Origin of the sequence: Pseudomonas meliae, assembly GCF_001400515.1 — a bacterium.
GTDB lineage: Bacteria > Pseudomonadota > Gammaproteobacteria > Pseudomonadales > Pseudomonadaceae > Aquipseudomonas > Aquipseudomonas amygdali.
On the sequence record NZ_LJQT01000274.1, the window covers coordinates 1 to 25,283 of the forward strand.

Sequence of the window (25,283 nt, forward strand, 5' to 3'; positions counted from 1 at the left end):
TTGTCTACACCCTCTTAGGCAAACCCAGGGCTTTGCCGTCCTTGTCGCGCAGGCGATCAGCGCTGTAATTCTGGAAATACTCTTGCAAGTACCATCCGGGACCTGCGGGCAAACCGCCGTCCAGAAAGCTGGTCAGGCCCAGATTGACCACCGGCAAGTCATAGGCACCGGCCCCTTGTGCGATCAATAAACCCGCCCCGCAAACACACATCAGTTGCGTTTTCATGCGTTTATCTCCCCGTTTTTCTGCATGTCGTGCGGCAGGCTTACTGGGCCAGTCCGGGGTGCGCGGCGGCAATCCGGTACTGGCCTGCGTGAAAGACCAGCGGTTCTGCGCCGCTGTATCGGTAATGCTCGATTTCGCCGATGAAGATCAGGTGGTCACCGCCCTCGTACTGGCGCACGTTGCGGCACACCAGCGTAGCGACCACGTCATCGAGCAGCGGTACGCCAGCCGTACCGGCCGCGTGTGCCACGCCGGCAAACTTGTCGCTGGAAGGTCGGGAAAAGTGCCGCGACAGGCCATGCTGCTCGGCACCGAGCACGTTGATCGCAAAGTGGCTGGCCTCGCAGAAATCGTTCAGGCTCGGTGCGCTGCGTGCCAGGCTCCAGAGCACCAGCGCGGGCTCCAGCGAAACCGATGAAAACGAGTTGGCGGTCATGCCCACCTTGCGTCCGTCGGCAGTGCAGGTCGTTATGACCGTGACGCCAGTGGCGAACTGGCCCAACAGACCGCGCAAGTCGCGGGGGTCAGAGTCTTTCGCGTCACACAGTGGCTGGGTGGTTTCGATATCAGTGCTCATAGGGGCTCCCTCTGGCAGCAGTCTTATGCCGCTTGTTTGTTGTTCTTCTGGATAAAGGCCTGGCATTGTTCGGCGTCGAACCACCACGGAGCAAACTGGCGCGGGTCGTCGAACGCGTTGGTGATGGCAGAAGCCAGCGGCAGTGACTGGCTGGCCGCGCCGAGCAGTTCGAGCAAATGCCGGGGCGGCGGCGTGAGCATGCTGTTGGTCCACTCCACCACATGCCGGGCGTAGCTCCAGTACTGCTCGAAGGTCTGCTCCATCCACGCCTGATCGAACGCTTGATCGCCACGATCGAGCACCGATTGCAGATAGACCTTGCTGCACTTGGCGGCGTTGTTGGAGCCTTGTCCGGTGATTGGGTCGTTGACCACCAGCGCGTCAGCCATACCCAACACCTGACGTCCGGACGGCAGGGTCAGTACCGGGCGGCGGACCATCGGCGTGAAGCGCCCGGAGAGGAAACCCTGATCGTCGGTGAGGCTCAGGTTGTGGCAACGCTCGGCTTCCCAGGGCAGGTACTGGCGAACGATTTCCAGGCTTTTCTGCAAGTGGGCTTCAGGCGTCTTGATGTCCTGCCAGCAGTCTAGAGGGCCGCCGGGGATACCTTCGAACACCATGATTTCGCAAGGGCCGCTGGTGGTCAGCGCAGGAAACACAAAGTATTCGCCGACTCCGGGAATCAGATTGAACGCCACCTTGGAAAACGGCGAAACCGGCGTCATGCCCTTTACGTAGGTCAGCGCCAGCGCCCGCTGCGGCTGACTGAACTGCGTGCGTTGCGGGTCTTTGGCGAACTGGTTGACCACTTCGCCCTTGCCAGCGGCCAGCAGCACCAGATCATGGTTCAGCGACAAGGTTTCCAGCTCGTCGATGCCCACATCGGCAATGACCAGCTCGCCGCCACGTTTGACGAACTCGTCCATCCATACCGGCATTTTCACCCGCTGATCCACTGACTGAGCGTAGCGATCCAGCCGCGCGGCCCAACTGAACAGTTGCTCGCCGGGCAGCTCCGGGTGCGGCACGGTCAGGCCGATACCCTCGACAGCCGGGCATTGCTGCTCCCAGAAGTTGAGCCCCAGATCACGTTCGGTCTGCAGCGAGGTGTTGAACATGCACTGGCTGGACATGACCTTGCCGTTGCGAATCTGCTCGCCCGTGCGGTTGGTGGTCAGGGTGACGTGATAGCCCTCGGCAAGTAGCCCGAGAGCGAGTTGCAGACCGGCCTGGCCGGCTCCGACGATTGCAATACGACGCATGATGGCATTCCTGTTGTTGTGAGTGGGTAGGCGTGTCACACCGGGGCCAAGCGTTATGAAAAGGCTGCGTGTCTACCGAAGCCATCACTGCGCCAGGCGCGGGATGGCAGGCAGGTTCTGCTCGGGCCCCATCGCCGAATAGCCGCCGTCCACGGCATAGTCGGCACCGGTGACAAAGCTGGCTGCTGGCGAGCACAGGAAAGTCACGACGTTGGCCACTTCAGCGGGCTCGCCGAGCCTGCCCAGCAGGTGATACGAAGCCGCCACCTGATCGGCTTTGGCGCGATCGCCACCACTGACCTCGGCGATTACCCGCGACCAGGTCCAGCCCGGTGATACCGAATTGACACGAATGCCGTCGGGGGCTAAGTCCATAGCCATGCTGCGGGTCAATTGTTTGATCGCCGCCTTGGAAACCGGGTACAGCCAGCGACCGGTCTGCGCGCAGCCCGCAGAAATGGAAGAGAAATTGACAATCGCACCGCCACTGGCCTTGAGATCGTCGTGTACGGCCTGAGCCAGAGCGATGGCCGAAACCAGATTGACGTTCAATGCTTGCAGCCAGTCTTCGCGGCAGGAAGCAAAGCCGTCATCCTGATAGGTACAGGCCAGGTTGATCAGCAGGTTTACCGAGCCCAACACCTGGCGCACCCCGGTCAGGGCTTCGCTGATCTCTTCATCCCTGGTGATATCAACGGGGAAAAATCGCGCCTGCTTGCCCAGCTGTTCGGCAGCGCGCTGACCGGCTTCGGCGTCAATGTCGAACAGCGCCACTCGCGCGCCAGCATCGATCAGTCCACGGGCCACGGCCATGCCGATCAGTGTTGCGCCGCCGCTGATCAAAGCGACCTTGCCGTGCAAGGCATCGGAGTTCAGAAATGTAGACATGGTTAATCCTCAGGCGCTTTGGTCGGCACTGTTCGCCCAGTTGGGCATCAGGCTGTTGGAAGGCAGGCTCTCATCAAGCAGTTTGCGGGCGGTTTCAACCCCGGCGACGGGCAGCCCGGACGGGTCGAGCAGACCGACCTGCACCAGCACGCTGGCCTGGTCCCAATAGATGTGCTCGTGACAAAGCCTGGGGCCTCGAAACTTCACCACGCCAAGCATCGGTATCTGCACCTTGCGCCCCGTGGGAGCGACGCCCGGCAGCATCCAGTCGATCTCGCTGTCGTGGGTAAAGGTCATGATGAATTCGTCGACGATCTGGGTAGCGCCCACCGTTCGGGAAATAGGCGTCAGCGCCATGTCCTGCGGGTTGCCGTGCACAAAATGGTGCTGATAGAAGCGGCTCAATTGCGCATGGCCGACACCGCCGGTCATGGTCGGAATGTGATTGACGTACGGTTCGGCAACCATGGTGGCCATGGTTGCGGGCACGTCACGGGTCTCGAACTCGTGGCGAATGTGCTCTTCCCAGAGCGCTGACAGGTCGTATTCGGGGCCAAGCGTGCGGCGCAGTGCCGCCACAGTGCGTTCATGCGCCATCAGCGCGGCGGGCTTGTTGAAGTGGTGGCCGTTGGGACGGGCGAAGGCGTGATCGACGCCGGGATAAAGGTAGGTTTCCACGCCCGGCGTGTTCTGTGTGGCGGCAAATATCTCGGCACGGGCCTCTGTGGGGCAGAATTGATCCAGCTGGGCAGCGTGCAACACCAGACGGCGACCTTGCAGCCCTTCCAGCTCGGCCAGCGCCTTCTCTATGCCAACCCCGTAATAGCCAACTGCACACGCCACCTCGGGTAGGCGGCAGGCGGCCAGATACGCCAGCTTGCCGCCCAGGCAATAACCCACCACCCCTTGAGCACTGCCGGTGCATTCCGGCAGTTGGCGCAGGGCATGCAGGCTGGCGCGAATGTCATCGACACCGGCACGCTCGTCAAACGCCTGATAAAAACCGAACGCCTGCTGAAAATCCTCTTCGCTGTAACCCAGCTCGACGCCAGGCTTCTGCCGCCAGTACAGATCGGGCACCAGTACGCTGTAGCCTTCCTCGGCGAGGAAGTCGGCAACGTCGCGCATTGCCTGATTGACCCCGAATATTTCCTGGCACAGCACCACTCCGGGGCCGCTTCCACCGATTGCAGTGGCCAGGTAGGCCTGGAACTGTCTTCCATCGTGCGCATTGACGCTGACATAGCGACCGTTCATTTGCGAGTCTCCAACATCGTGTGAAGTTGGAGCCAATCTTGCGAGCCTTGAACGGGATCCACTATCCGCTGGCTGCGGGCCCTGTCCGGACGGCGCGGAAAGTTGCACAACGCTTTTTTTCTTTCGATACGCAATAAATCCGCATGCGTAGAACTGGCGTGGCGTTTGCTAAGTACTCGTCAGGACCACAAAAAAGTGGCCAAAAAGAAACAGCAGAGCGGCCGCAGTATCCAGAAACTGCGAGCGTTATCCGCAGTGTGAAAATGGCGGGTGACATAAAGACTCAAGCTGCCTTGAAACCGTGCACGAGTGAGAGTTGCCATGAATTCGGAATTGGGTGGGGCCCTTTTTGAAAACACGCCGCTGTTTACAGCGCAGAACCGTCTCTTTTTGCTGCATGACCGGGAACGCATTCGTGAACAGGTGGGCAAGGTATTCAAACCTCATGATCTGAAGGTGGCGACATCCACGCAGGAAGTCAGTGCTTCCATGCACCATGTGCATCTGGGCAAGCTGTCGTTGAGCCGGCTGGAGTAAGGGGTGCCGGTGAGCATCGATCCGGGCCGACTGGAAAATTTCTTTCTGATTCAGATTCCAACGCGCGGCAGTGCCGAGATCCACTGTGACGGCGTGCGTTTTACGTCCTCGGCACAATGCACCTCAATCATCTCGCCCGACACACCGGTTTCGATGCGCTGGGCCGCCGATGCTCCACAACTGGCCTTGCGTCTGGATCGGCAAGAGGTCGAAAAACATTGTGCCCAGCATCTGGGCCATGGTTTGAAAACCCCGCTGCGCTTCAAACCCGAACTGCTGCTGACCCATCCTAACGCGAGCTACTTTCTGCAGTTGCTCGGTGCACTGGCCGATGCACTGGCCTGCGACGGGCACCCCATCCATAACCCGCTGGTGCTCAAGCAGTTTGAAGCGACGCTGATCAATGCCCTTATCTACGGGCAGCCAAACACCCTGCAAAACCCGTTGAGCGCGCCGGAACCGGCCCGTCGGGTTTCGCCGTACTTTGTCAAACGCACCGAAGAGTTTATCCTCGCCCACGCTCATGAGCCGCTGTCCATCGAACAACTGGCCGAGCATGCGGGGGTCAGCGTGCGTACGCTATTTTCCGGGTTCCGGGAGTTTCGCAACATCAGTCCGATGGCGTTCCTGCGCAACGTACGCATGGAGCGCGTACACCTGGAATTGCGCAACCCCGGTACCGATTCGGTGACCGATATCGCAATGAAATGGGGGTTTGCGCACCTGGGGCGGTTCTCGCAGGAATATCGCAAGTACTACGGCGAGTTGCCCTCGGCAACCTTGCGCTTTCGTCAATGAGGATAGTTGAGGTTATCGTTCCTGACCCTCCAGCGTAGTAACGCTGTTCTGGACGCTCTGCATCCGATCTTTGAATGGGGTGCCAACGCACTTGCACTCACCCGCCCATGCTCCTAGGCTCTGCCGATATTCGAATCGGGAAGCACCATGGACACCTCTCTCAGCCGCCGCGAGCGGTTGCATATCGTTATTTTCGAGGCGAATACGCCTGCCGGCAGAACGTTTGACAAGATTGTGCTGGTCGCGATTCTGCTCAGCCTGCTGGTCACGGTCATCGACAGCATCGAGAGTATTCATCGCGATTACGCAATGCTGTTCGCCTGGATCGAATGGGGCTTTACGCTGCTGTTCGCGATCGAATACATCCTGCGCCTGTACTGCTCGCCCCGACCGCTGAAGTACGCGTTCAGTTTCTACGGGCTGGTCGACCTGCTGGCCATTGTGCCGGGGGTTCTGTCGATCTATTACAGCGACGCGCAATACCTGCTGATCGTGCGGATCATCCGTATGCTACGGATTTTCCGGGTGCTCAAGCTCGGCACTTACCTGCGCCAGGCCAACTATTTGCTTGCTGCGCTGCGCGGCAGCAAGCAGAAGATCATCGTGTTTCTGGTCACAGTTTCCACTCTGGTCACGGTGTTCGGCACGCTGATGTACGTGATCGAAGGCCCGGAGCACGGCTTCACCAGCATCCCCAAAGGCATTTACTGGGCTATCGTGACCCTGACCACTGTGGGCTTTGGCGATATCGTGCCGAAGACACCGGTCGGGCAGATGCTCTCGTCGCTGGTGATGATCATCGGCTACTCGATCATCGCCGTGCCCACCGGTATATTCACCGCCGAACTGGCCAACGCCATGCGCGGCGAACAGCTGAAACACGATTGCCCGGTGTGCTCGAAGAACTTCCACGAACACGGCGCGGCGTTCTGTTCACGCTGCGGTAATCAATTGTTTGCAAAAGTAGAGCACAAGGCATAAGCAAAGACCTTTTCAGTCTTTAAACAGCAGGCGCGATACTGATAGTGTCGCGGCATTACGCCATCAGGCTTTACACACGACTCTTCATCTCAAGGACCCTGCAGTGAATAAACTCTTCGCCGCCTCGCTACTGGCCGCTGGCCTGGCCTTTGCCAGCGCTGCCCAGGCAACCCCGACGCTGCTCAACGTCTCCTACGACGTGATGCGTGATTTCTACAAGGACTACAACAGCGCCTTCCAGAAGCATTGGAAAGCCGAGAAAAATGAAGACGTGACCGTGCAGATGTCCTTTGGCGGTTCGAGCAAGCAGGCGCGCTCGGTCATCGACGGGCTGCCGGCTGACGTCATCACCATGAACATGGCGACCGATATCAACGCGCTGGCCGACAATGGCGAGCTGGTGCCGAAAGACTGGGTCAGCCGCCTGCCGAATAACAGTGCGCCGTTCACCTCGGCCACTGTTTTTATCGTGCGCAAGGGCAACCCGAAAGCCCTGAAAGACTGGCCGGACCTGATCAAGGATGGCGTGGAAGTCATCGTGCCTAACCCGAAAACCTCGGGCAACGGCCGCTACACGTACCTGTCGGCCTGGGGCTACACCCTGAAAAAAGGTGGCGATGAAGCGGCCGCGAAGAAATTCGTCGGTGAACTGTTCCGCCATGTGCCCGTGCTCGACACGGGCGGTCGAGGCGCGACCACAACGTTCATGACTAACCAGATCGGCGACGTGCTGGTGACCTTCGAAAACGAAGCGGAAATGATCGCTCGTGAATTCGGTCGCGACCAGTTTGAAGTGGTCTACCCGTCCGTGTCGGCAGAAGCCGAGCCGCCAGTGAGTGTGGTTGACAAGGTCGTGGACAAGAAAAAATCCCGCGCCTTGGCCGAAGATTACCTGAAATACCTGTGGTCACCGGAAGGTCAGGAAATCGCGGCGAAAAACTACCTGCGCCCACGTGATCCGCAGGTCTTGGCCAAATACACCGACCGCTTCCCGAAAGTGGACTTCCTGTCGGTCGAGAAAACCTTCGGTGACTGGCGCACAGTGCAGAAGACCCACTTCATTGACGGTGGTGTGTTCGACCAGATCTATCCGGGCAAATAAGTCCCCCGAAACGCAAAACGGCGACCCATCAGGTCAGTCGCCGTTTTCATTTGCAGGCTTGAATCAGTTACTGAACTGCTTACCCAGCCCGGCCGGAACGCCGCTGGCGTCGGTCGCCTGCCACGGACCGTTAGGGTTGGTTGCCCAGCTCCAGCCGTTGTTCCACTGATAGTAAGTACGCTGGCGATAGAAGGTGTTGGGCTGATCGTCCATCACGTACACCCCCAGGCGCGGGTCCCAATGGCTGCCACCGCCCGGTGGCGGGGCGAAACTGGCCGAGGTCTTCGGCGCTGCGGCTGGCGCTTTGGCAGGCTCGGCAGGCGCCGTGTTCGGGCGCGGTGCGCCGGGTTGCTGGCCGCCCGGCAGGTTAAGGATCGGATCCTGGCTGTGAGGCGGTGCCGGATGCTGGACAGCACAAGCACTCAGGCCAACGACCAGCCCCAACAAGGTGATGCGTGCGGTACGGTACATAAGCGATTTCTCTAGTTATCCGGACTGTCGATGATCAACGCCTGCTGCGCCTGAGTATCGCTGGCCAGCGGCTGACTGCGGCCGACCCACTCACCGGTGGTTGGCTGCCCTGCGCGAGACACTCGCGCAACCAGTTGGACTTGCGCAAAGTTCGACAGGTTCAGTTGCGGCATCATTGCATCGGCATCACTCAGTTCAACCTCGGCAGGCAGGTCCGCCACCGTGATGCGTTTGACCGCCAGTGGCGCGGTCGGGCCGTTGATTGCACGGGCGAAGATGAACACGCTGTCACCCGGTTGAACGTTACCCTTGAGCGAGGCAGCCAGCGTGACACGCACCTTGGGCGCCCTGGCCTTGACCGGCGCCGCCTGCCCGGCAAGGTTTTCTCTGGCGCGGGCTATGCCGCCTTCCAGCGCCGAGCGCGAAGCGTCCTGCGCGGGCAACGCCGCCAGCAGGCGGGTCCAGTAATCCACCGCTGCCTGATAACGCTGTGTTTCGAACGCGGCAATCCCCAGTAGGCCCAGGCTGGTGACTTCGTTGGGGTCGGCCTGCAGCGCTTCGTCGGTCAGCGCCTGCACCTGTGCGGTGAAGTGTTTGTCGCTGGCGAAATACAACGCCTGTGCCCACTGCCCGAGCAACTCTGGCGATCTTCCGGCCAGTGCCACCGAGCGCTCGAACATCTGCGCGGCGTCACCGGGGCGGTTCTGCGCCATGTAGCTGCGCGCCAGAAAATACAGGTTTTCGGCTGAATCCGGCTGAGCCTGCACGCTGCGCTCCAGGCGCTGGGTCAGGTCTGCCAGCGAGGTTGGTGGTCGAGCGAATTCGCGGCTCAGTTCAACCCGGTCACTGGCACCCAGTTGCAGATAACCCGCCAGCCCCAATACAGGGACCAGCACCGCAGCCAGCACCAGCGAGGGCTTGCCCAGACGCGATGTGCGGGCAGGCTCTGCGCCTTCAGTGTCGGCGAGCAGCTTGCGCGCAGCTTCGGCACGAGCGCCTTGCAATTGCGTCACCGACAACACGCCCTGCTCTTGCTGAACCTGCAACTCGCTAAGCCGCTCCTGATACAACGCCACGTTCAGGGCTGTGCGATCTTCTTCACGTTGCGCACGATGGCCGCGCAGCACCGGTATCAGCAGAAACCCCAGCGCCACGAGCAAGAGAAGCCCGGTCGCGATCCAGAAATCGGTCATGGGCGGTGGTCATCCAGCAAAGCGGCGAGGCGTTGTCGCTCATCGTCGGAAAGCACATCGGCCTGTTCGGAGTTCGCCTTGCGACGCCGCCCGACGATGAAACAGATCACCACCAGACCGCCGATCAGCAGACCGGCCGGGCCGAACCAGAGCAACCAGGTGCGCGCATTGAGGCTGGGTTTGTAACGAACGAAGTCACCGTAGCGATCAACCATGAAGTCGATGATCTGCTGATTGCTCTGCCCTTCACCCAGCATGCGGTAGATTTCCTTGCGCAAGTCAGCGGCAATAGGCGCGTTGGAATCGGCGATGTCCTGATTCTGGCATTTGGGGCAGCGCAGTTCCTTGGTCAGTTCGCTGTAGCGTGCACGCTCGGCATCGTCGCGAAAAGTGTAAGCGTCGATGGCAGCGTGGGCGATGCCTGAGCACAGCACGCTGAGCAGGACAATCATCAGGCAGCGCTTCATGGCTGCGCCTCATCAACCAATTGCTGGTAACGGGCAGCGAGCTTTTCTCGCCACACAGCCTCATCGATGACCCCGACATGCTTGTAACGAATAATGCCCTGACGGTCGATCAGGAAGGTCTCCGGCGCACCGTACACGCCCAGGTTCAGCCCCAGCGAGCCGTCGTCGTCACGGATATTCAGCTGATAAGGATCGTGAAATTCCTTGAGCCATTTCAGCGCGTCGGCGTTGACGTCCTTGTAGTTAACGCCGTAGATCAGCACGCCCTGCTGCGCCAGCCGGGTCAGCACAGGATGCTCCACCCGACAGGCCACGCACCAGGTGCCCCAGACGTTGACCAGTGCGGGTTTGCCCAGCAGGTCGGCGCGGGTCAATACGCGGCTGCTTTGAACTTCGGGCAGCGAAAACTGCGGAAACGGCTTGCCGATCAGCGCCGACAGCAGCTCGGCGGGGTCCAGATACAAACCGCGATACAGGAACGCCGCCACGCCGAGAAACAACGCCAGTGGCAGGAGCATGACCCAGCGTTTCACAGTGCAGCTCCCGACATGCCCAATGCCTCGCGCACCTTGCTTTTGACCCGCGTGCGATAACGACGGTCAAACGCCGCCAGCACACCACCCAGACCGGTCAGCAGACCGCCGAGCCAGATCCAGCGCACAAACGGTTTGACGTGAACCCGTACGGCCCAGGCACCATTGCCCAGCGGTTCACCCAATGCTACGTAAAGATCACGGCTGAAACCGGCATCAATGCCTGCTTCGGTCATCATTGACTGTTGCACGCTGTACAGACGTTTTTCCGGGTGCAGCTCGGTGAGCTGAAGCCCGTTGCGCAAGACGCGAACGGTGCCGCGATCGGAGGTGAAGTTCGGCCCTTCATAATGCTTCGCGCCCTCGAATACAAAGACGTAACCGCCCAGCTCAGTGGACTCGCCAGGGGCCATGCGCAAATCGCGCTCGGCGCTGTTCTGGCTGGACAACACCACGCCCAGCGCGCACACCACGATACCAAGGTGCGCCAACTGCATGCCCCAATAACTGCGGGTCAGGCCAAGCGCGCCGCGAAGCAGGCCCTTGTGACGGGTCTTGTCGAGCAAGTCTCGGACCCCGGCCAGCAGCACCCAGGCGGCGAGCATGAAGGTGGCCAGCACCGCCCACTGAAAATCGCCCATGAGCAGGCCGGCGATCACCGCCAGCACGGCGCTACCGACCAGTACCGGGGCGAGCATGCCCAGCAGCCATTTCAGCGGTGTGTCCTTCCAGCGCACCAGCACGCCGACCGCCATGACCACCAGCAACAGCCCCATCAACGGTACGAACAGCGCATTGAAATACGGCGGGCCGACCGACATCTTGGCTCCGCTCATGGCATCGATCACCAGCGGATAAAGGGTGCCCAGCAGGATCATCGATGCAGCAGTCACCAGTAACAGGTTATTGCCAAGCAACAGGGTTTCCCGCGACCACAGGCCGAAGCCGACATGGCTTTTGACCACCGGCGCACGAATCGCAAACAGGGTCAGCGAGCCGCCCACCACGACCAGCAGGAACATCAGAATGAACACGCCGCGTGCCGGGTCCGAGGCAAAGGCGTGCACCGAAGTCAGCACCCCGGAACGCACCAGGAACGTGCCCAGCAGGCTCAGGGAAAAAGCGGCAATCGCCAGCAATACCGTCCAGCTCTTGAACACGCCACGTTTTTCCGTGACCGCCAGCGAGTGAATCAGCGCAGTGCCCACCAGCCAGGGCATGAACGAGGCATTTTCCACCGGGTCCCAGAACCACCAGCCGCCCCAGCCCAGTTCGTAATAAGCCCACCATGAGCCAAGGCTGATCCCGATACCGAGAAAGGCCCAGGCCACCAGCGTCCATGGCCGCGACCAGCGCGCCCAGGCGGCGTCGAGTCGGCCGCCAAGCAAGGCGGCGATGGCGAAGGCAAAGGCCACGGAAAAACCGACATAGCCCATGTAGAGCATCGGCGGATGCACGATCAGGCCTATATCCTGCAACAGGGGGTTGAGATCGCGTCCGTTGGCAGGCATTTGCGGCAGAAGACGGGCGAACGGGTTGGAGGTGAGGATCAGAAACAACAGAAAGCCCAGGCTGATCATGCCCATCACGGCGAGCACCCGCGCCAGCATTACCTGAGGCAATTGCCGGGAAAACACCGAAACAGCGAAGGTCCAGCCGCCGAGAATCAGCGCCCAGAGCAGCAACGAGCCTTCATGCGCGCCCCACACGGCGCTGAATTTGTAATACCAGGGCAGCGCCGTGTTGGAATTCTGCGCCACATAGGCAACGGAAAAGTCGTCGGTCATGAACGCGTAGGTCAGGCAACCGAAGGCAAAGATCAGAAAACTGAACTGGCCCCACGCCGCCGGACGCGCCAGGCTCATCCACAGGCGGTCGCCGCGCCATGCACCGATCAGCGGAATAATGGCCTGCACCAGCGCAAAGCCGAGTGCCAGAATCATCGCGAGATGGCCGAGTTCGGGAATCATCGATCAGCCCTGTTTCGCAGGTGTGGAAGAGCCGCCCGGTGCCGCCTGGCCGCTGTCGCGCAGCGCCTTGGTGACTTCGGGCGGCATGTACTTCTCGTCATGTTTGGCCAGCACCTCATCGGCCACCACCACACCCTGCGCATTGAGCTTGCCTAACGCGACAATGCCCTGCCCTTCGCGGAACAGATCGGGAAGAATGCCGCGATAGGTGATGGTCACCGACTTGTTGAAATCGGTGACCACAAAACGCACATCCAGCGAGTCCGCCGAACGCTGCAATGAGCCCTTTTCCACCATGCCGCCAGCACGAATGCGCGTGTCCAGCGGTGCTTCGCCGTTGGCGATCTGGCTTGGGGTGTAGAACAGATTGATGTTTTCCTTCAGCGCACCGAGCGCCAGGGTCAGGGCCAGCCCGACGCCAGCCAGCAGGGCGGCAATGATCAACAGACGTTTTTTGCGCAACGGGTTCACCAACGATTCTCCCGTTTCAGGCGACGCGCCTGTTGTTTCAGGAACCGCTGGCGCGCCACCAGCGGCATTGCCACGTTGATCAGCAACACCAACAGGCACAGACCGTAGGCCGACCAGACAAACAGCCCGTGGCGGCCCATGGCGAGAAAGTCGCTGAATGACGCGAAGTTCAAGACCTGCCCTCCGACGGTTCTGGCGTTTGCCCCAGGCTCCGCAGAACCTCGGCCTTGACCCACTGGGTGCGCGACTCGCGACGCAGCACTTCAAGGCGCATACGCAGCAGCAATACGACGCCGAAGAAGCAGTAGAAACCCAACACCGTGAACAACAACGGCAGCCACATTTCGGCAAGCATGGCCGGTTTTTCCGTAAGGCTGAACGTCGCGCCCTGGTGCAGGGTATTCCACCACTCGACCGAATATTTGATGATCGGGATATTCACCACGCCGACGATGGCCAGCAGTGCACAGGCCTTGGCAGCGCTGGCGCGGTTGCTGATGGCATTGCCCAACGCGATCAGGCCGAAATACAGGAACAGCAGAATCAGCATTGAGGTCAGGCGCGCGTCCCAGACCCACCACGCGCCCCAGGTCGGCTTGCCCCAGATCGCGCCGGTCGCCAGTGCCAGCGCGGTCATCCACGCGCCAATGGGTGCAGCGCATTGCAGCGCGACATCGGCCAGTTTGATTTTCCAGACCAGCCCGACCACGCCGCACAGGGCCAGCATGACGTAGCAGGACTGGGCCAGCATGGCGGCAGGCACATGGATATAAATGATCCGGAAGCTGTTGCCCTGCTGGTAATCCGGCGGCGCAAACGCCAGCCCCCAGATGATGCCGATGCCGAGCAGCAGTGCAGCGGCCACACTCAGCCACGGCAGCAGACGTGCGCTGATGCGGTAAAACCCTTTTGGTGAGCCGAGTGTGTGCAGCCAGGCCCAACCGATGCTGCTTTTCATGGCGTTGCTTTTCATCAGGTGTATCCAGGGTGTTGACCGGCATCGAATTCTCGATCCCGGAACCTCAATTTATTCACCGACGCTGATTTTCAGGCCAGCGGCTATCGCAAAGGGGGTCAGAGTGATCGCCAGCACGCTCAGGCAGCCCAGCCACAGCAGATAGCCAGTCGCTGGCATGCCTTGCAGCGCGGCTTGCAACGCACCGCTGCCCAGAATCAATACCGGGATGTACAGCGGCAGAATCAACAACGCCAGCAACAGGCCGCCGCGCTTCAAACCCACGGTCAGCGCCGCACCGACTGCACCCAGCAGGCTGAGCACTGGCGTGCCCAATAGCAGCGACACCATCAACACCGGCAGGCACCGCACCGGCAGCCCCAGCATAAGCGCCAGCAAGGGCGACAACAATACCAATGCCAGCCCGGAAAAAACCCAGTGTGCCAGCACTTTGCTCAAGACCAGAAGGGCCAGCGGGTGCGGCGAAAGGACCCACTGTTCCAGCGAGCCATCCTCGAAATCACTGCGAAACAGCCCGTCCAGCGACAGCAACACGGCCAGCAGTGCCGCGACCCAGACCAGCCCCGGTGACAAGGCTTGCAACAATTGCGTCTGCGGCCCCAGCGCCAGCGCCAGCGCCAGCGGGAACAAGGCGACCACAATCGCAAAGAACACCAGCGGGTTGGCAAGCTCTGCCGGACGCCTGGCCAGCAGGCGAAACTCACGGGCGATCAGCAGGGCAAAGACATTGTTCATGCTGACCACTGCCCCAGATCGATGTCCCGATAGCCCGCAGGCAGGCGGCTCAGGGTGTGATGAGTGGTCATGACGATCATGCCGCCCTTTTCACAGTGCCCGGCAAGATGGTTTTCCAGTTGCGCAATGCCCTGGCGATCCAGCGCGGTGAACGGTTCATCGAGCAGCCAGAGTGGCGGGCCTGGCAGATACAGACGCGCCAGCGCGACGCGACGCTGCTGCCCGGCCGACAAGGTGTGACACGGCACATCTTCGAAACCTGCCAGTCCGACCGCGTCAAGCGCATTGAAAATGGCATCGGCATCGGCATCGGCATCGGCATCGGCATCGGCAGGATGATGAAGCGCACAGAGCCAGGAAAGATTCTCCAGCGGTGTCAGCAGGTCCTTGAGCGCCGACGCATGGCCAACCCACAACAGATTGAGCCCCGGCGCTGTCGGCTGGCGGCCCGCTGGCTGGCCGTTGAGCAGTACGTGCCCGGCCGTGGGTTGCATCAGCCCGCACAACAGGCGCAGCAGGCTGGTCTTGCCACTGCCATTGGGGCCGCTGACCTGCAGCATGTCCCCCGTGCGCACCTGCAGATCAAGGTTTTCGAACAGCATCCGCCCGTCCCGCTCACACGTCAGGGCCGTCGCTTGCAAAAATGGGGGGGCTGGGATCATCGGGCGTTTCCAGTGCTGGAGCGTCGCGAAATGTACCAAAACAGACACATACGCAGTAAAAGGCGGTTCAAGTCGGGGGTGATATGGCCGTTACATGAAGAGAAGTTAATGGCGGCCGGTCCGGTTTTGGCCGGTATTATACATGCGAGTCCTGTTATCAAAGGGGCAATTTCCTCAGGTCGATATTTCAATGACAGGCGACATCACCAGCGTCCCGGCGACAATCCCTACCACAACCCTGCTGCGCGCCGGCATCTCCCCTGCGCAGGTGCTGACCCTGCTGCAATCGGCGGATAATCTGATCCCCGAAGGCGAAACCGTCGACGCCGAAGTGCTGACCCTCAAACAGGTCAACCAGAACTTCCAGTTGCTGCTGCGGCTGGTACTCGCCAATGGCAGCCTGACCAACCTGCAGGTCACCAGCAGCGTACCGTTCACGCCCGGCAGCCTGTTGCAGGTGGCGCAAGCCTCGCCCAACGAGCTGACACTGACGCTGCAACAGATCAACAGCGCACTGAAAAACTCGATGACCAGCATCGATACGCAACAATTGCCGGTCGGCACGCTGTTGCAGGGCAAGATCATGACCAGCCAGGTGATCGCGCAGGCAGTCAATCAACTGGCCACGCAAAACCCGGGTGCCGCAACGCCCACCTATCGCTCCATAGTGATGCTGCTCAATACTGCGCTGGCGGGCTCCAGCCTGACCATCGAAAGCCCGCAGCCGCTGACGGTCGGCAGCCTGCTGAGCGCGCAGGTACAAGGCAACCAGGCGCTGAACTTCGTCGCCCTGCCCGGTCGTTTCGATCAACTGGCCGTGGCCCAGCAACTGGCTGCTCAGCAAAACCGCCAGGGCTCGCTGGATAACCTGATCAACGCCCTGCAAAACCTGCAGTCAGCCACTACAACCAGTGCCAGCCCTGCCAGCAACTTAGCGATCAGCGCTCCGCTGCAAGCCGCCATCAGCCAGTTGCTGGACGATCTGCCCGACATAGAGCAGATGAGCACACCGAAAGGCGTCGCCCAGGCCCTCAATGCCAGCGGCGTGTTTCTGGAAGCGAAGCTGCTTGCCGGGCTCAATCCGGCTCAGGTTCCGGACATGAAAGCCAACCTGATGCGCCTGATTGCGCAGATTCTGCCGGGGTTGCCGGAAAACACCACTTACAGCGCCGCCGCTGCGTCCAATACCCTGGCGCGGGCCATGCCCAACGCGATTCGCAATGCCCTGGGCACCCTTGGGCTGGTTGCCGCACGCACCCAGCCGAGCATCTTTCCGCTGCCGTCGCGCAACGTCAGCGGTGGCGAAAAAGAGGATGACCTGGAAATTCTGCTCAAGCTGGCTGCGGCGGCTGTTTCGCGCCTGCAAAGCCACCAGTTGGGCGGTCTGGAGCAGACCCGCACCAATGCCGACGGCACGCAGGTGACCACCTGGCAACTGGAAGTGCCGATGCGTAACGCGCATGACATCGTGCCCTTGCAGGTCAAGGTGCAGCGTGAAGACAAGCCGGATCAGGAAGCTGCCGAAGACCGCGACGATGTCGAGATCAAGGAAACCCGGGAAAAGCTCTGGAAAGTCGATCTGGCATTCGACCTTGAGCCGTTGGGGCCGCTGCAGGTGCATGCGCAGTTGTTGCGCGGCACGCTGTCCAGTCAGCTATGGGCCGAGCGGCCCGACAGCGCGGCCTTGATCGAACATGAACTGGGATATTTGCGCGAGCGGCTGATTGCCTGCGGCCTGGCAGTGGGCGAACTGGCCTGCAGCCACGGCGCACCGCCCAGCGGCCCGCGCACCGCCCTTGAACAACGCTGGATTGACGAGAACGCCTGATGTCCCTACCCGATCATGTCCCGCGCCAGGCTATTGCCCTGAGCTACGACGGCCAACAGGCCCCGACGCTCAGCGCCAAGGGCGACGACCAGCTGGCCGAGGCCATTCTGGCCATTGCCCGTGAATATGAAGTGCCGATCTACGAGAACGCCGAACTGGTCAAACTGCTGGCACGCATGGAACTGGGCGACAGCATCCCCGAGCCGCTCTACCGCACGATTGCCGAAATCATCGCGTTTGCCTGGCACCTGAAAGGCAAGTTTCCGGTGGGTCAGGACCCGGATGCGCCGCCGGTGGAGCGGGATATTACGCCGCGTCGATAAACGCGCAGGCACCATCGCGAAATAGTCTTGCAGTTGGTCTGCCAGAGGCATTGTTGAACGTCTGAACATCTAATCTTCGTGGTTACTGAAATCAAGAGTACTCAGTCGGAGGATTAATGATGAATCGTCATACAGCGCCGGTGTCGGCAGAACTCAATTACGGGAGCACCCAGGATGGCCTGATATCCATGATCCCGGTGCGCAGAGACCTGAAGTTTGACCTGCCGGCGGATCGCATTACCGACTGGCACAACCACTGCGTTCAGACAACGGTATTGCTCAATACTATGTCCATCGTAACGCCGCTGACGGAGCGCTACATCATCGAGAGCCTGCGCGAATATCGCGAGAGTATCGAAGATCCGGAGCTGATCGAGAAAATCGACGGTCTGGTGGCGCAAGAGGCCATCCACAGCCGTGAGCACCGACGCTACAACGCCTTGATTGAGGCAGCCGGGCTGCCCGTCGACCAAATCATCCGGGGATGGCAGACCTTGTACGGTATCACCCAAAAGCGCTGGGTTGCCCGATGGTTCAGGTTGGCGACGGTCATGATGCTCGAACATCACACCGCTGCCGCCTCGTCAAAACTGTTGAAAATGCCATCCATTCTGCAGAGCAGCGTCGAAGGCTATCGAGACATGCTGACTTGGCATTCACTCGAGGAGCTCGAACACAAGTCGGTGTCCTTTGAGGTCTGGCAGCAGGTGATCACGCCAGGATGGCGGCAGTACGTGTACCGCACACTGACCACATTGGTTATAAGTCCCCCCTTCTGGAGTGCCTTTTATATCTCACTGCTGCGGGTACTCTGTGCAAGCAGGCGGTCGGACAAAGCGCTGTCCGGCTACTGGCAGTTGTTCAAGATGATGTTTGGCGTCAGAGGCTTGATCTCCTCCAACGCCTGGGTATGGATTCAGTACCTGCTGCCAGGCTATCACCCTTGGAAGGACGACAACAGCGCTGCCCTGGCATCCGCCATGAGAAAGCTGGTCAGACGCCAGACCTCACCGTGAAGGAGGCTGTCGGCACGGTCACAACGCAATCGGCTTGCGCCCTGCAAACGAGTGCGCCAGGGTGCCGCCGTCGACCAGATCCAGCTCGCCACCCAATGGCACACCGTGAGCAATGCGCGACGCGACCAGGCCTTTTTCGTGGAGCAACTGGGCGATGTAATGCGCCGTCGCTTCGCCTTCCACCGTTGGGTTGGTGGCGAGGATCACCTCATTGAAGGTGCCCTGCTGGCTGATACGCTCCATCAGTTGCGGAATGCCGATGGCTTCCGGTCCCAGGCCGTCGAGTGGCGACAGATGGCCCTTGAGCACAAAGTAGCGACCGCGATAACCAGTCTGCTCCACCGCGTAGACATCCGTCGGCCCTTCCACCACACACAGCAGCGTGTCATCACGGCGCGGGTCGGCGCATTGCGGGCAGAGCTCCTCTTCGGTGAGGGTGCGGCATGAGCGGCAATGACCAACGCCATCCATCGCCTGCCCCAAGGCCAGCGCCAGCCGTGAGCCGCCGCTGCGGTCGCGCTCCAGCAGCTGCAACGCCATGCGTTGAGCGGTTTTCTGACCGACGCCCGGCAGCACGCGGAAGGCATCGATCAACTGGCGAATCAGGGGGCTGAAGCTCATGGAGAAAAATCCGACAAAAACACAAGACGCGGTTTATACCCGCGCGTTGCTGTGAGCGTCAATTGAGGTGTTCGATACTGCGACCAACAGCGCCTACGTGATTAATGTGATCAGCTCTTCAGCGCCGTCTCCAGAAACTCCGTCAGTGCCTGCACCCTGGCGCTGCGGTGCTTGCGCACGGGCACCAGCAGGTTGATCGGAGCGCTGGCCAGTTGCCAATCGGCCAGCACCCTCACCAGCCTGCCGCTGGCAATGGCGTCGCTGACGTCCCACTGCGAGCGCAAGACGATGCCCAGCCCCTGCTCGGCCCAGCGCCGGGCAACCGAGCCGTCGTTGCTGAGCAGCGCAGGCTCGATGCGCAGGGTCTTTTTCGCCTGGCGCTTGCTCAGGCCAGAGGGTCACGTCTTCATCGTTTTCGCGAATGCAGATGCAGCGATGACAAGCCAGCTCGTCAGGCGTCGAAGGCGCGCCGTGCTGCTCCAGATAAGCCGGGCTGGCGCACAGCCAGCGATGGTTGTGCGCCAGAGGTCTGGCGATCCACAGACTGTCATTGAGGCTGCCGATATGAATCACTGCGTCGCTGTCATGCCGATCAGGCCACGGCGTTTCGCGCAGGTCCAGGTGCAGGCACAACTGCGGATGCAGTTTGGCAAAGCGCGCCAGCAAAGGCGCAATGCGCTGGCGACCGTAACCAAACGGCGCTGCCAGACGCAGGGTGCCGACCAGTCGCTCATCGTGCTGCTTGAACGATTCCGGAAGCGCTTCAAGCTGTTCCAGCAGGTGCGCGCTTTCCTGTGCGAAACGTTCGCCATCGGCCGTCAGGCTCAGGCGTCTGGCGTCGCGATTGGCCAGGGTAATGCCCAACTGCGTCTCCAGCTTGCGCAAGCGCATCGACAGCGCGGGCGGCGAGACATTCAGGACTCTGGCCGCAGCACTGAGGGACTCGCAGCGCGATAGCGCCACGGCCAGACGCAGGTCTTCGATAGCGATCATTCAGCTCAGCTTAAGGATTGATGACAAAGCATTGAACCACAGCTTCATCACCCATGAGTAGAGTGGCAGCCGTACCCAGTCACGCGAGCTCTGTCCATGTCTGCCCTCTTGTCTTCTCTCGATACGCCTGTCGCGTTACTTGATGTGCCGCGTATGCAGCGCAATATCCAGCGCATGCAACACCGTATGAATGAGCTGGGTGTGCGCTTGCGGCCGCACGTCAAGACCAGCAAATGCCTGCCGGTGATTCAGGCGCAGATAGCTGCAGGTGCCAGCGGCGTAACGGTCTCGACCCTGAAGGAGGCCGAACACTGCTTTGCCGAGGGCATCAACGACGTGTTCTACGCCGTCGCCATCGCACCCGGCAAACTGGATCAGGCACTCAAGCTGCGGCGCAACGGTTGCCGCCTGAGCATCCTGACCGACAGCGTGGTGGCTGCCCAGGCGATTGTCGCCTTCGGCCAGCAACATGATGAGCATTTTGACGTGTGGATCGAAATCGATTGCGACGGTCACCGTTCCGGGCTGACCGTCGACGACCCTGCGCTCGTCGACGTCGCGAGAACGCTGGTCGAGGGCGGCATGCACCTGCGAGGGGTCATGACCCATGCCGGGTCCAGCTACGACCTCGACACCCCCGAAGCGCTGCAAGCCCTCGCCGAGCAGGAGCGCAGGCTTTGCGTCAGCGCCGCCGAGCGCATTCGGCAAGCGGGGCTGCCCTGCGCGGAAGTCAGCATCGGCTCGACGCCTACCGCGCTGTCGGCGCAGAGCCTGCAAGGCGTGACCGAAGTACGTGCCGGGGTCTATATATTCTTCGATCTGGTAATGCACAACATCGGCGTGTGCCGCGCGGACGAACTGGCCCTGAGTGTGCTGACCACGATCATCGGCCATCAGCAGGACAAGGGCTGGATCATCGTTGACGCGGGCTGGATGGCCATGAGCCGTGATCGCGGTACCCAGCGCCAGCGTCAGGATTTCGGCTACGGCCAGGTGTGCAGCGAAACCGGCGAGTGGATCGACGGCGCACGGGTGACCGGTGCCAATCAGGAGCATGGCATCATCACGCTTGCCACCGGCAGCCAGGCAGACATCACTGCGCGCTTCCCCATCGGCAGCCGGCTGCGCATTCTGCCCAACCACGCCTGCGCCACCGGTGCGCAGTTCCCGGACTACCACGCCTGCGATGCCGAAGGCGCAATTCACACCTGGAGTCGCTTGCATGGCTGGTGATATCGAACTGATTCGCACACCCCTGGCCGCCGCGCCAGGCGGGCATTATTCCCAGGCAGTGTTGCATGAAGGCATGCTGCATGTTTCCGGGCAACTGCCGGTGCGCGCTGACGGCAGCCACAGCGTCGACGGGCCATTCGAGGTGCAGGCCGTTATTGCGCTGGGCAACCTGGCTGCCATTCTTGAGGCAGCAGGACGCACGACCGATGACCTGCTGAAAGTGACCATTTACATCGCAGGTATCCAGCACTGGTCGGCCTTCGACCGCATTTATGCAGGCTATCTGGGCGAGCATCGCCCTGCACGCGCCGTGGTGCCGGTCCCGCAATTGCATCACGGTTATCTGATCGAAATCGAAGCCCTGGCGCGCACCGTACGATGAACACTATCGGGAGCACCTCATGACCCCGCAAAAAAGCGACGTTCTGATTATCGGCGGCGGCTTCATGGGCTCGTCATCAGCGTTTTTCCTGCGCCAGCACGGGCGCTCGGTAACTCTGCTGGAGCGCGACCAGATCGGCCAGTACGCCAGCGGCGTCAACTTCGGCAACGTGCGCCGCCAGGGCCGCTTTCTCGGCCAGCTGGAACTCTCCAATCGCTCTTGGGCGCTGTGGAAACGCCTGCCCGAACTGATCGGCGAAGCGGCCATATGCGCGTGTGTTATCGCGAAGACGAAATCGCTGAACTGGAGGCCTATGCCGCCGCACCCGAAGCCCGCGAGCTGGATTTGCAGGTGATCAGGGGCAAGACGCTGCATGAGCGCTTCCCGTTTCTCGGCCCGGAGGTCAAAGGCGGCTCTTATGCGCCCCACGACGGGCACGCCAACCCGCGCCTGGCCGCACCCGCCTTCGCCCGTGCGGCGATTCGCGCCGGGGCAAGAATCGAAGAGCGCACCGAGGTGGCAGAGGCGAGTTTCACGTCAGCACCACCGACGGCCAGTTGTTCGTCGCCGAGCAATTGCTGATCACCGCCGGGGCCTGGGCGGCCAAGCTGGCCGAGCAGTTCGGCGAGCCGGTTCCGCTGGAGCCCAACGGGCCGCAAATGTCAGTGACCGAACCGGTTCCCTACGCCCTGCCGACGGTGATCGGAGTGTTCACCAAAATCAAGGAAGAAGTGATCTATTTCCGCCAGATACCGCGCGGCAACATCATCATCGGCGGTGGTAATCGCAACAAACCGGACATGCTCAATCGCCGCGCCTACTTCAAGCCGGAAAGCCTGATCAACCAGATGAAGCAGATGAAACGCCTGTTACCCGGCGCAGAGAAGCTGAACATCATCCGTGTCTGGAGCGGCATCGAGAGCTATACGCCGGATTCGCTGCCGATCATGGGCCGCAGTGACAAGGTGGACGGCCTGTTCTACGCGTTTGGCTTCTGCGGCCACGGCTTTCAGCTCGGCCCCGGCGTCGGCGATGTCATGGCCGAGCTGATCAGCACCGGCAGCACGCGCACGCTGATCACCCCATTCGATATCCGCCGCTTCACTGACCCGACGGCCATCGAGATGCCGTTCACGTCCAGCCTGATGAGCACAGGCAAGCTCATATGAGCCGAAACGACCCACTTCGCCCTTGCAACGGAGGCTCCATGCACGCGACCCCAGATACCCTCTATCGATATCGCCCGGTGACTGAGGCGGACATTCCTGCGGCCCATGCCCTCTCGGTACGCCTCAAATGGCCGCACCGCGAAGAAGACTGGGCCATGGTGCAACGCACCTCCGAGGGTTTTGTCGCCGAACGTGACGGCCAACTGGTGGGCGTGGCATTCACCTGCCACCAGGGCGACTGGTCATCCATAGGTCTGGTGATTGTCAGCGATGAACATCAGGGCAAAGGCATCGGTCGCCGCCTGATGCATCTGTGCCTTGACGCAACCGCACCGCGCACACCGATCCTCAATGCCACGGAACTGGGCGCGCCGTTGTACCGGAGCCTTGGCTTTGTCGATTTTGCGCGGATCCAGCAGCATCAGGGCATTGCTGACCTGTCAGGGCTGGCGACACCGAGCGATGGTCTGCCGATTCGCACGCTAGGTCAGGCCGACCATGCCGAACTGATCAGGCTGGCCAACACGGGCAGCGGTCTGGATCGCACCGTCGTGCTGAATGACCTGTTGTCGCGCGATGCAGAAGAGGTGGTGGGCATCGACCATGAGGGGCGCCTGACAGGCATCGCCCTGCTGCGTCGCTTCGGCCGCGGGCATATCATCGGCCCGCTGGTGGCCCGTGACGTGGGGCAGGCACGGCAGTTGATTGCCCATCTGCTGCAACGGATACCCGGCATGTTCGTGCGCTTCGACATTCTGGCTGATTGCGGCCTGGCGCCGTGGCTCGAAAGCCTGGGCCTGCCGTGTGTCGACAGGGCACCGCGCATGATGCTCGGAACGCCGCCGCCATCGAGCAAGAACGTGCAGCAGTTTGCACTGGTGACCCAGGCCATAGGCTGAAATCAGCGCGAATAAAGCCCCGGAACAGGTCCGCAATGTTAGCGGGTTGCATACAGCAGATTATTCTTTGCAGACCGGCAGATCGGCGCTTTTTATCCAGACCGCTTTGTTAGCTTATAGGCATATAACGGCCTGATATCAAACGGCCTGACCTCGCCCATTATCGCTCCAGGGAGCCCACTGGATGACCTCACAGTCCTTGAACAGCCATCGCGTTGATCCAGACACCGCGCAGAAATTCTATATCGATGGTCGTTGGTCGGCGCCGCTCAACCCGGCCAGTATTGCGGTGATCAACCCGGCGACCGAAGAAGTGGTGGCGCACGTTGCCAGTGGCTCGGCCGCCGACGTCGACCGCGCGGTTGCAGCGGCGCGGGCAGCCTTTGCGGGCTGGTCCGGCACCTCTGCGCACGCCCGGGCCGAGATAATCGGGCGCATCCACGAGCTTATCCTCGAGCGCAAGGAACAACTGGCGCAGGCCATCTCGCTGGAGATGGGCGCAGCTATCAGTTCTGCGCGGGCGATGCAGGTGCCACTTGCCGCAGAGCACGTTCGTGTTGCGCGTGACCTGCTGGCGACCTATCGCTTCCAGAGCGTCGAAAGCGGCACCGCGATTGAACGCGAACCCATCGGTGTGTGCGGGCTGATCACGCCGTGGAACTGGCCGCTGTATCAAATTACTGCAAAAGTCGCCCCGGCGATTGCCGCCGGCTGCACGGTGGTGCTCAAACCCAGTGAACTCTCGCCATTGAGCGCCTTGCTGTTCGCGCAACTGGTGCACGACACGGGCCTGCCGCCGGGAGTGTTCAACCTGGTCAATGGCAGCGGCCCTGAAGTAGGCAGCGCGATGGCTGCGCACCCTGACATCGACATGATCTCGATCACCGGGTCCAACCGTGCAGGCGCGCTGGTTGCGCAGGCTGCCGCACCGACCGTGAAACGGGTGACTCAGGAACTGGGCGGTAAATCACCGAATATTCTGCTGCCCGACGCTGATTTCGCCAAAGCCGTGCCGCCCGGCGTGATGGCCGCGTTCCGCAACGTTGGCCAGTCGTGCAGCGCGCCGACCCGCATGATCGTGCCCAGGAACCGACTGGCGGAAGTTGAAGCGCTGGCAGCCGAGACGGCCAAGGCGATCATTGTGGGAGATCCGCAGCGGGAGGAAACAGTGCTGGGGCCGATCGCCAACGAGGCACAGTTTCACCGCGTACAGGCGATGATCGATGCCGGGCTAAGTGAAGGCGCGAAGCTGGTCTGCGGCGGGCCAGGGCGTGTGCAAGGCCATGAGCAAGGCTTCTACACCCGGCCGACGGTATTTTCCGAAGTGGACTCGTCCATGCGTATCGCCCGGGAAGAAATATTTGGTCCGGTGCTGTGCCTGATTGCCTACGACATGATTGATGAGGCCGTGGCGATTGCCAACGACACCGTTTACGGTCTGGGCGCGCATGTACAGGGGCAGGATCTTGAGCAGGCCCGTTCGGTGGCTTCGCGCATTCGTGCCGGACAAGTGCATCTGAACTACCCCGCCTGGAACCCGATGGCCCCGTTCGGCGGCTACAAGCGCTCGGGCAATGGCCGCGAGTATGGCGTGCATGGCTTTGAAGAGTATCTGGAGACCAAGGCTATTGTGGGGTTTGGTTGAGTGGCGCTGGTGCTGAAAGTCCGGAAAATGGGCTCAGACTACGATGAGGATCGTTCCCACGCTCCGCG

The 25,283-nt window shown here is 61.2% G+C and carries 24 protein-coding genes and 4 pseudogenes; 11 read left to right on the plus strand and 17 right to left on the minus strand.

Annotated features, from left to right (window positions below; all coding sequences use genetic code 11):
• Positions 1-10: 10 nt before the first annotated feature.
• The 5 genes and pseudogenes from ALO64_RS12500 to ALO64_RS12520 all read right to left on the minus strand — a co-directional run.
• Positions 11-226, minus strand: a pseudogene (locus tag ALO64_RS12500) (phenol degradation protein meta); the annotation flags it as partial.
• Between the two features lie 40 nt (positions 227-266).
• Positions 267-803: a flavin reductase family protein gene (locus ALO64_RS12505; RefSeq protein ID WP_002554209.1), complete on the minus strand. Its 537-nt coding sequence runs from the start codon at positions 801-803 to the stop codon at positions 267-269.
• 23 nt (positions 804-826) lie between these two features.
• A complete protein-coding gene (locus tag ALO64_RS12510) occupies positions 827-2,065 on the minus strand; it encodes a styrene monooxygenase/indole monooxygenase family protein (RefSeq protein ID WP_044344424.1) in 1,239 nt (412 codons plus the stop codon).
• An 84-nt stretch (positions 2,066-2,149) separates the two neighbouring features.
• A complete protein-coding gene (locus ALO64_RS12515) occupies positions 2,150-2,953 on the minus strand; it encodes an SDR family oxidoreductase (RefSeq protein ID WP_044320911.1) in 804 nt (267 codons plus the stop codon).
• 9 nt (positions 2,954-2,962) lie between these two features.
• Positions 2,963-4,210 carry a dienelactone hydrolase family protein gene (locus tag ALO64_RS12520; RefSeq protein ID WP_044344423.1) on the minus strand — a complete coding sequence of 416 codons (1,248 nt, stop codon included), beginning with the start codon at positions 4,208-4,210 and terminating at the stop codon, positions 2,963-2,965.
• Between the two features lie 321 nt (positions 4,211-4,531).
• Here ALO64_RS12520 and ALO64_RS12525 point away from each other — a divergent pair.
• The 3 genes and pseudogenes from ALO64_RS12525 to ALO64_RS12535 all read left to right on the plus strand — a co-directional run bounded on the left by ALO64_RS12525 (position 4,532) and on the right by ALO64_RS12535 (position 7,628).
• A pseudogene (locus ALO64_RS12525) lies at positions 4,532-5,545 on the plus strand (AraC family transcriptional regulator).
• A gap of 147 nt (positions 5,546-5,692) precedes the next feature.
• Positions 5,693-6,526 (plus strand): ion transporter, encoded by an 834-nt coding sequence (locus ALO64_RS12530; protein WP_005780523.1) that lies wholly within the window; start codon positions 5,693-5,695, stop codon positions 6,524-6,526.
• Between the two features lie 103 nt (positions 6,527-6,629).
• Positions 6,630-7,628 carry a sulfate ABC transporter substrate-binding protein gene (locus ALO64_RS12535; protein WP_005733712.1) on the plus strand — a complete coding sequence of 333 codons (999 nt, stop codon included), beginning with the start codon at positions 6,630-6,632 and terminating at the stop codon, positions 7,626-7,628.
• 63 nt (positions 7,629-7,691) lie between these two features.
• Here the strand turns inward: ALO64_RS12535 and ALO64_RS12540 are convergent, their stop codons facing one another.
• Genes ALO64_RS12540 through ccmA form a run of 10 tightly spaced genes read right to left on the minus strand, consistent with a single transcriptional unit; the run spans position 7,692 to position 15,106 of the window.
• The gene (locus ALO64_RS12540) at positions 7,692-8,099 is read right to left on the minus strand and encodes a hypothetical protein (RefSeq protein WP_002554216.1); all 408 of its coding nucleotides are present in this window, start codon (positions 8,097-8,099) and stop codon (positions 7,692-7,694) included.
• An 11-nt stretch (positions 8,100-8,110) separates the two neighbouring features.
• Positions 8,111-9,292 (minus strand): c-type cytochrome biogenesis protein CcmI, encoded by a 1,182-nt coding sequence (gene ccmI / locus ALO64_RS12545; RefSeq protein WP_044344422.1) that lies wholly within the window; start codon positions 9,290-9,292, stop codon positions 8,111-8,113.
• Positions 9,289-9,759: a cytochrome c-type biogenesis protein gene (locus ALO64_RS12550; RefSeq protein ID WP_044344421.1), complete on the minus strand. Its 471-nt coding sequence runs from the start codon at positions 9,757-9,759 to the stop codon at positions 9,289-9,291. Before ALO64_RS12550 ends, ccmI begins: the two co-directional genes overlap by 4 nt.
• Positions 9,756-10,292 carry a DsbE family thiol:disulfide interchange protein gene (locus ALO64_RS12555; protein ID WP_044344420.1) on the minus strand — a complete coding sequence of 179 codons (537 nt, stop codon included), beginning with the start codon at positions 10,290-10,292 and terminating at the stop codon, positions 9,756-9,758. Before ALO64_RS12555 ends, ALO64_RS12550 begins: the two co-directional genes overlap by 4 nt.
• Positions 10,289-12,262, minus strand: coding sequence for a heme lyase CcmF/NrfE family subunit (locus ALO64_RS12560; RefSeq protein ID WP_044344419.1), 1,974 nt, complete (start codon positions 12,260-12,262; stop codon positions 10,289-10,291). The genes ALO64_RS12555 and ALO64_RS12560 overlap by 4 nt, the downstream gene beginning before the upstream one ends.
• 3 nt (positions 12,263-12,265) lie before the next feature.
• On the minus strand, positions 12,266-12,733 hold the full coding sequence (ccmE, locus tag ALO64_RS12565; protein ID WP_005754652.1) for a cytochrome c maturation protein CcmE: 468 nt from the start codon (positions 12,731-12,733) through the stop codon (positions 12,266-12,268).
• Positions 12,730-12,906, minus strand: a complete 177-nt coding sequence (ccmD, locus tag ALO64_RS12570) for a heme exporter protein CcmD (RefSeq protein ID WP_002554222.1) — start codon at positions 12,904-12,906, stop codon at positions 12,730-12,732. The genes ccmE and ccmD overlap by 4 nt, the downstream gene beginning before the upstream one ends.
• On the minus strand, positions 12,903-13,706 hold the full coding sequence (locus tag ALO64_RS12575; protein ID WP_044344418.1) for a heme ABC transporter permease: 804 nt from the start codon (positions 13,704-13,706) through the stop codon (positions 12,903-12,905). Before ALO64_RS12575 ends, ccmD begins: the two co-directional genes overlap by 4 nt.
• A 54-nt stretch (positions 13,707-13,760) precedes the next feature.
• Complete coding sequence (gene ccmB, locus ALO64_RS12580) at positions 13,761-14,444, minus strand: heme exporter protein CcmB (RefSeq protein WP_044344417.1); 684 nt, start codon at positions 14,442-14,444, stop codon at positions 13,761-13,763.
• The gene (gene ccmA, locus ALO64_RS12585) at positions 14,441-15,106 is read right to left on the minus strand and encodes a cytochrome c biogenesis heme-transporting ATPase CcmA (protein WP_044344416.1); all 666 of its coding nucleotides are present in this window, start codon (positions 15,104-15,106) and stop codon (positions 14,441-14,443) included. Before ccmA ends, ccmB begins: the two co-directional genes overlap by 4 nt.
• A 190-nt stretch (positions 15,107-15,296) precedes the next feature.
• Here ccmA and fliK point away from each other — a divergent pair, with 190 nt between their 5' ends.
• The 3 genes from fliK to ALO64_RS12600 all read left to right on the plus strand — a co-directional run bounded on the left by fliK (position 15,297) and on the right by ALO64_RS12600 (position 18,273).
• Positions 15,297-16,934 carry a flagellar hook-length control protein FliK gene (gene fliK / locus ALO64_RS12590; protein WP_044344415.1) on the plus strand — a complete coding sequence of 546 codons (1,638 nt, stop codon included), beginning with the start codon at positions 15,297-15,299 and terminating at the stop codon, positions 16,932-16,934.
• Positions 16,934-17,257 carry an EscU/YscU/HrcU family type III secretion system export apparatus switch protein gene (locus ALO64_RS12595; protein ID WP_002554226.1) on the plus strand — a complete coding sequence of 108 codons (324 nt, stop codon included), beginning with the start codon at positions 16,934-16,936 and terminating at the stop codon, positions 17,255-17,257. The genes fliK and ALO64_RS12595 overlap by 1 nt, the downstream gene beginning before the upstream one ends.
• A 188-nt stretch (positions 17,258-17,445) precedes the next feature.
• Positions 17,446-18,273, plus strand: a complete 828-nt coding sequence (locus ALO64_RS12600) for a metal-dependent hydrolase (RefSeq protein WP_032074425.1) — start codon at positions 17,446-17,448, stop codon at positions 18,271-18,273.
• An 18-nt stretch (positions 18,274-18,291) separates the two neighbouring features.
• Here ALO64_RS12600 and recR read toward each other — a convergent pair whose 3' ends face one another.
• On the minus strand, positions 18,292-18,894 hold the full coding sequence (gene recR, locus ALO64_RS12605; RefSeq protein ID WP_044344414.1) for a recombination mediator RecR: 603 nt from the start codon (positions 18,892-18,894) through the stop codon (positions 18,292-18,294).
• 110 nt (positions 18,895-19,004) lie between these two features.
• Positions 19,005-19,887 (minus strand): annotated as a pseudogene (locus tag ALO64_RS12610) (LysR family transcriptional regulator).
• A 96-nt stretch (positions 19,888-19,983) separates the two neighbouring features.
• Here ALO64_RS12610 and ALO64_RS12615 point away from each other — a divergent pair.
• The 5 genes and pseudogenes from ALO64_RS12615 to ALO64_RS12635 all read left to right on the plus strand — a co-directional run bounded on the left by ALO64_RS12615 (position 19,984) and on the right by ALO64_RS12635 (position 25,215).
• The gene (locus tag ALO64_RS12615) at positions 19,984-21,120 is read left to right on the plus strand and encodes a DSD1 family PLP-dependent enzyme (RefSeq protein ID WP_005733701.1); all 1,137 of its coding nucleotides are present in this window, start codon (positions 19,984-19,986) and stop codon (positions 21,118-21,120) included.
• A complete protein-coding gene (locus tag ALO64_RS12620; protein ID WP_044344413.1) occupies positions 21,110-21,502 on the plus strand; it encodes a RidA family protein in 393 nt (130 codons plus the stop codon). Before ALO64_RS12615 ends, ALO64_RS12620 begins: the two co-directional genes overlap by 11 nt.
• Before the next feature lie 19 nt (positions 21,503-21,521).
• Positions 21,522-22,671, plus strand: a pseudogene (locus tag ALO64_RS12625) (NAD(P)/FAD-dependent oxidoreductase).
• Positions 22,672-22,709: 38 nt separating this feature from the next.
• Positions 22,710-23,570 (plus strand): GNAT family N-acetyltransferase, encoded by an 861-nt coding sequence (locus ALO64_RS12630; protein ID WP_044344412.1) that lies wholly within the window; start codon positions 22,710-22,712, stop codon positions 23,568-23,570.
• 184 nt (positions 23,571-23,754) lie between these two features.
• Positions 23,755-25,215 (plus strand): aldehyde dehydrogenase family protein, encoded by a 1,461-nt coding sequence (locus ALO64_RS12635; protein WP_044344411.1) that lies wholly within the window; start codon positions 23,755-23,757, stop codon positions 25,213-25,215.
• Positions 25,216-25,283: the final 68 nt, after the last annotated feature.

What these genes read in the sequence shown, in the direction of transcription:
- ALO64_RS12550 (WP_044344421.1), bottom strand. Translation starts at nt 9,759, where the DNA reads ATGAAGCGCTGCCTGATGATTGTCCTGCTCAGCGTGCTGTGCTCAGGC.
- ALO64_RS12600 (WP_032074425.1), top strand. Translation starts at nt 17,446, where the DNA reads ATGATCCCGGTGCGCAGAGACCTGAAGTTTGACCTGCCGGCGGATCGC.
- ALO64_RS12520 (WP_044344423.1), bottom strand. Translation starts at nt 4,210, where the DNA reads ATGAACGGTCGCTATGTCAGCGTCAATGCGCACGATGGAAGACAGTTC.
- ALO64_RS12505 (WP_002554209.1), bottom strand. Translation starts at nt 803, where the DNA reads ATGAGCACTGATATCGAAACCACCCAGCCACTGTGTGACGCGAAAGAC.
- ccmA (WP_044344416.1), bottom strand. Translation starts at nt 15,106, where the DNA reads ATGATCCCAGCCCCCCCATTTTTGCAAGCGACGGCCCTGACGTGTGAG.
- ALO64_RS12635 (WP_044344411.1), top strand. Translation starts at nt 23,755, where the DNA reads ATGACCTCACAGTCCTTGAACAGCCATCGCGTTGATCCAGACACCGCG.
- ccmI (WP_044344422.1), bottom strand. Translation starts at nt 9,292, where the DNA reads ATGACCGATTTCTGGATCGCGACCGGGCTTCTCTTGCTCGTGGCGCTG.
- ALO64_RS12515 (WP_044320911.1), bottom strand. Translation starts at nt 2,953, where the DNA reads ATGTCTACATTTCTGAACTCCGATGCCTTGCACGGCAAGGTCGCTTTG.
- ALO64_RS12575 (WP_044344418.1), bottom strand. Translation starts at nt 13,706, where the DNA reads ATGAAAAGCAACGCCATGAAAAGCAGCATCGGTTGGGCCTGGCTGCAC.
- ALO64_RS12530 (WP_005780523.1), top strand. Translation starts at nt 5,693, where the DNA reads ATGGACACCTCTCTCAGCCGCCGCGAGCGGTTGCATATCGTTATTTTC.
- ccmB (WP_044344417.1), bottom strand. Translation starts at nt 14,444, where the DNA reads ATGAACAATGTCTTTGCCCTGCTGATCGCCCGTGAGTTTCGCCTGCTG.
- ALO64_RS12595 (WP_002554226.1), top strand. Translation starts at nt 16,934, where the DNA reads ATGTCCCTACCCGATCATGTCCCGCGCCAGGCTATTGCCCTGAGCTAC.
- fliK (WP_044344415.1), top strand. Translation starts at nt 15,297, where the DNA reads ATGACAGGCGACATCACCAGCGTCCCGGCGACAATCCCTACCACAACC.
- ALO64_RS12620 (WP_044344413.1), top strand. Translation starts at nt 21,110, where the DNA reads ATGGCTGGTGATATCGAACTGATTCGCACACCCCTGGCCGCCGCGCCA.
- ALO64_RS12630 (WP_044344412.1), top strand. Translation starts at nt 22,710, where the DNA reads ATGCACGCGACCCCAGATACCCTCTATCGATATCGCCCGGTGACTGAG.
- ALO64_RS12540 (WP_002554216.1), bottom strand. Translation starts at nt 8,099, where the DNA reads ATGTACCGTACCGCACGCATCACCTTGTTGGGGCTGGTCGTTGGCCTG.
- ALO64_RS12510 (WP_044344424.1), bottom strand. Translation starts at nt 2,065, where the DNA reads ATGCGTCGTATTGCAATCGTCGGAGCCGGCCAGGCCGGTCTGCAACTC.
- ALO64_RS12560 (WP_044344419.1), bottom strand. Translation starts at nt 12,262, where the DNA reads ATGATTCCCGAACTCGGCCATCTCGCGATGATTCTGGCACTCGGCTTT.
- recR (WP_044344414.1), bottom strand. Translation starts at nt 18,894, where the DNA reads ATGAGCTTCAGCCCCCTGATTCGCCAGTTGATCGATGCCTTCCGCGTG.
- ALO64_RS12615 (WP_005733701.1), top strand. Translation starts at nt 19,984, where the DNA reads ATGTCTGCCCTCTTGTCTTCTCTCGATACGCCTGTCGCGTTACTTGAT.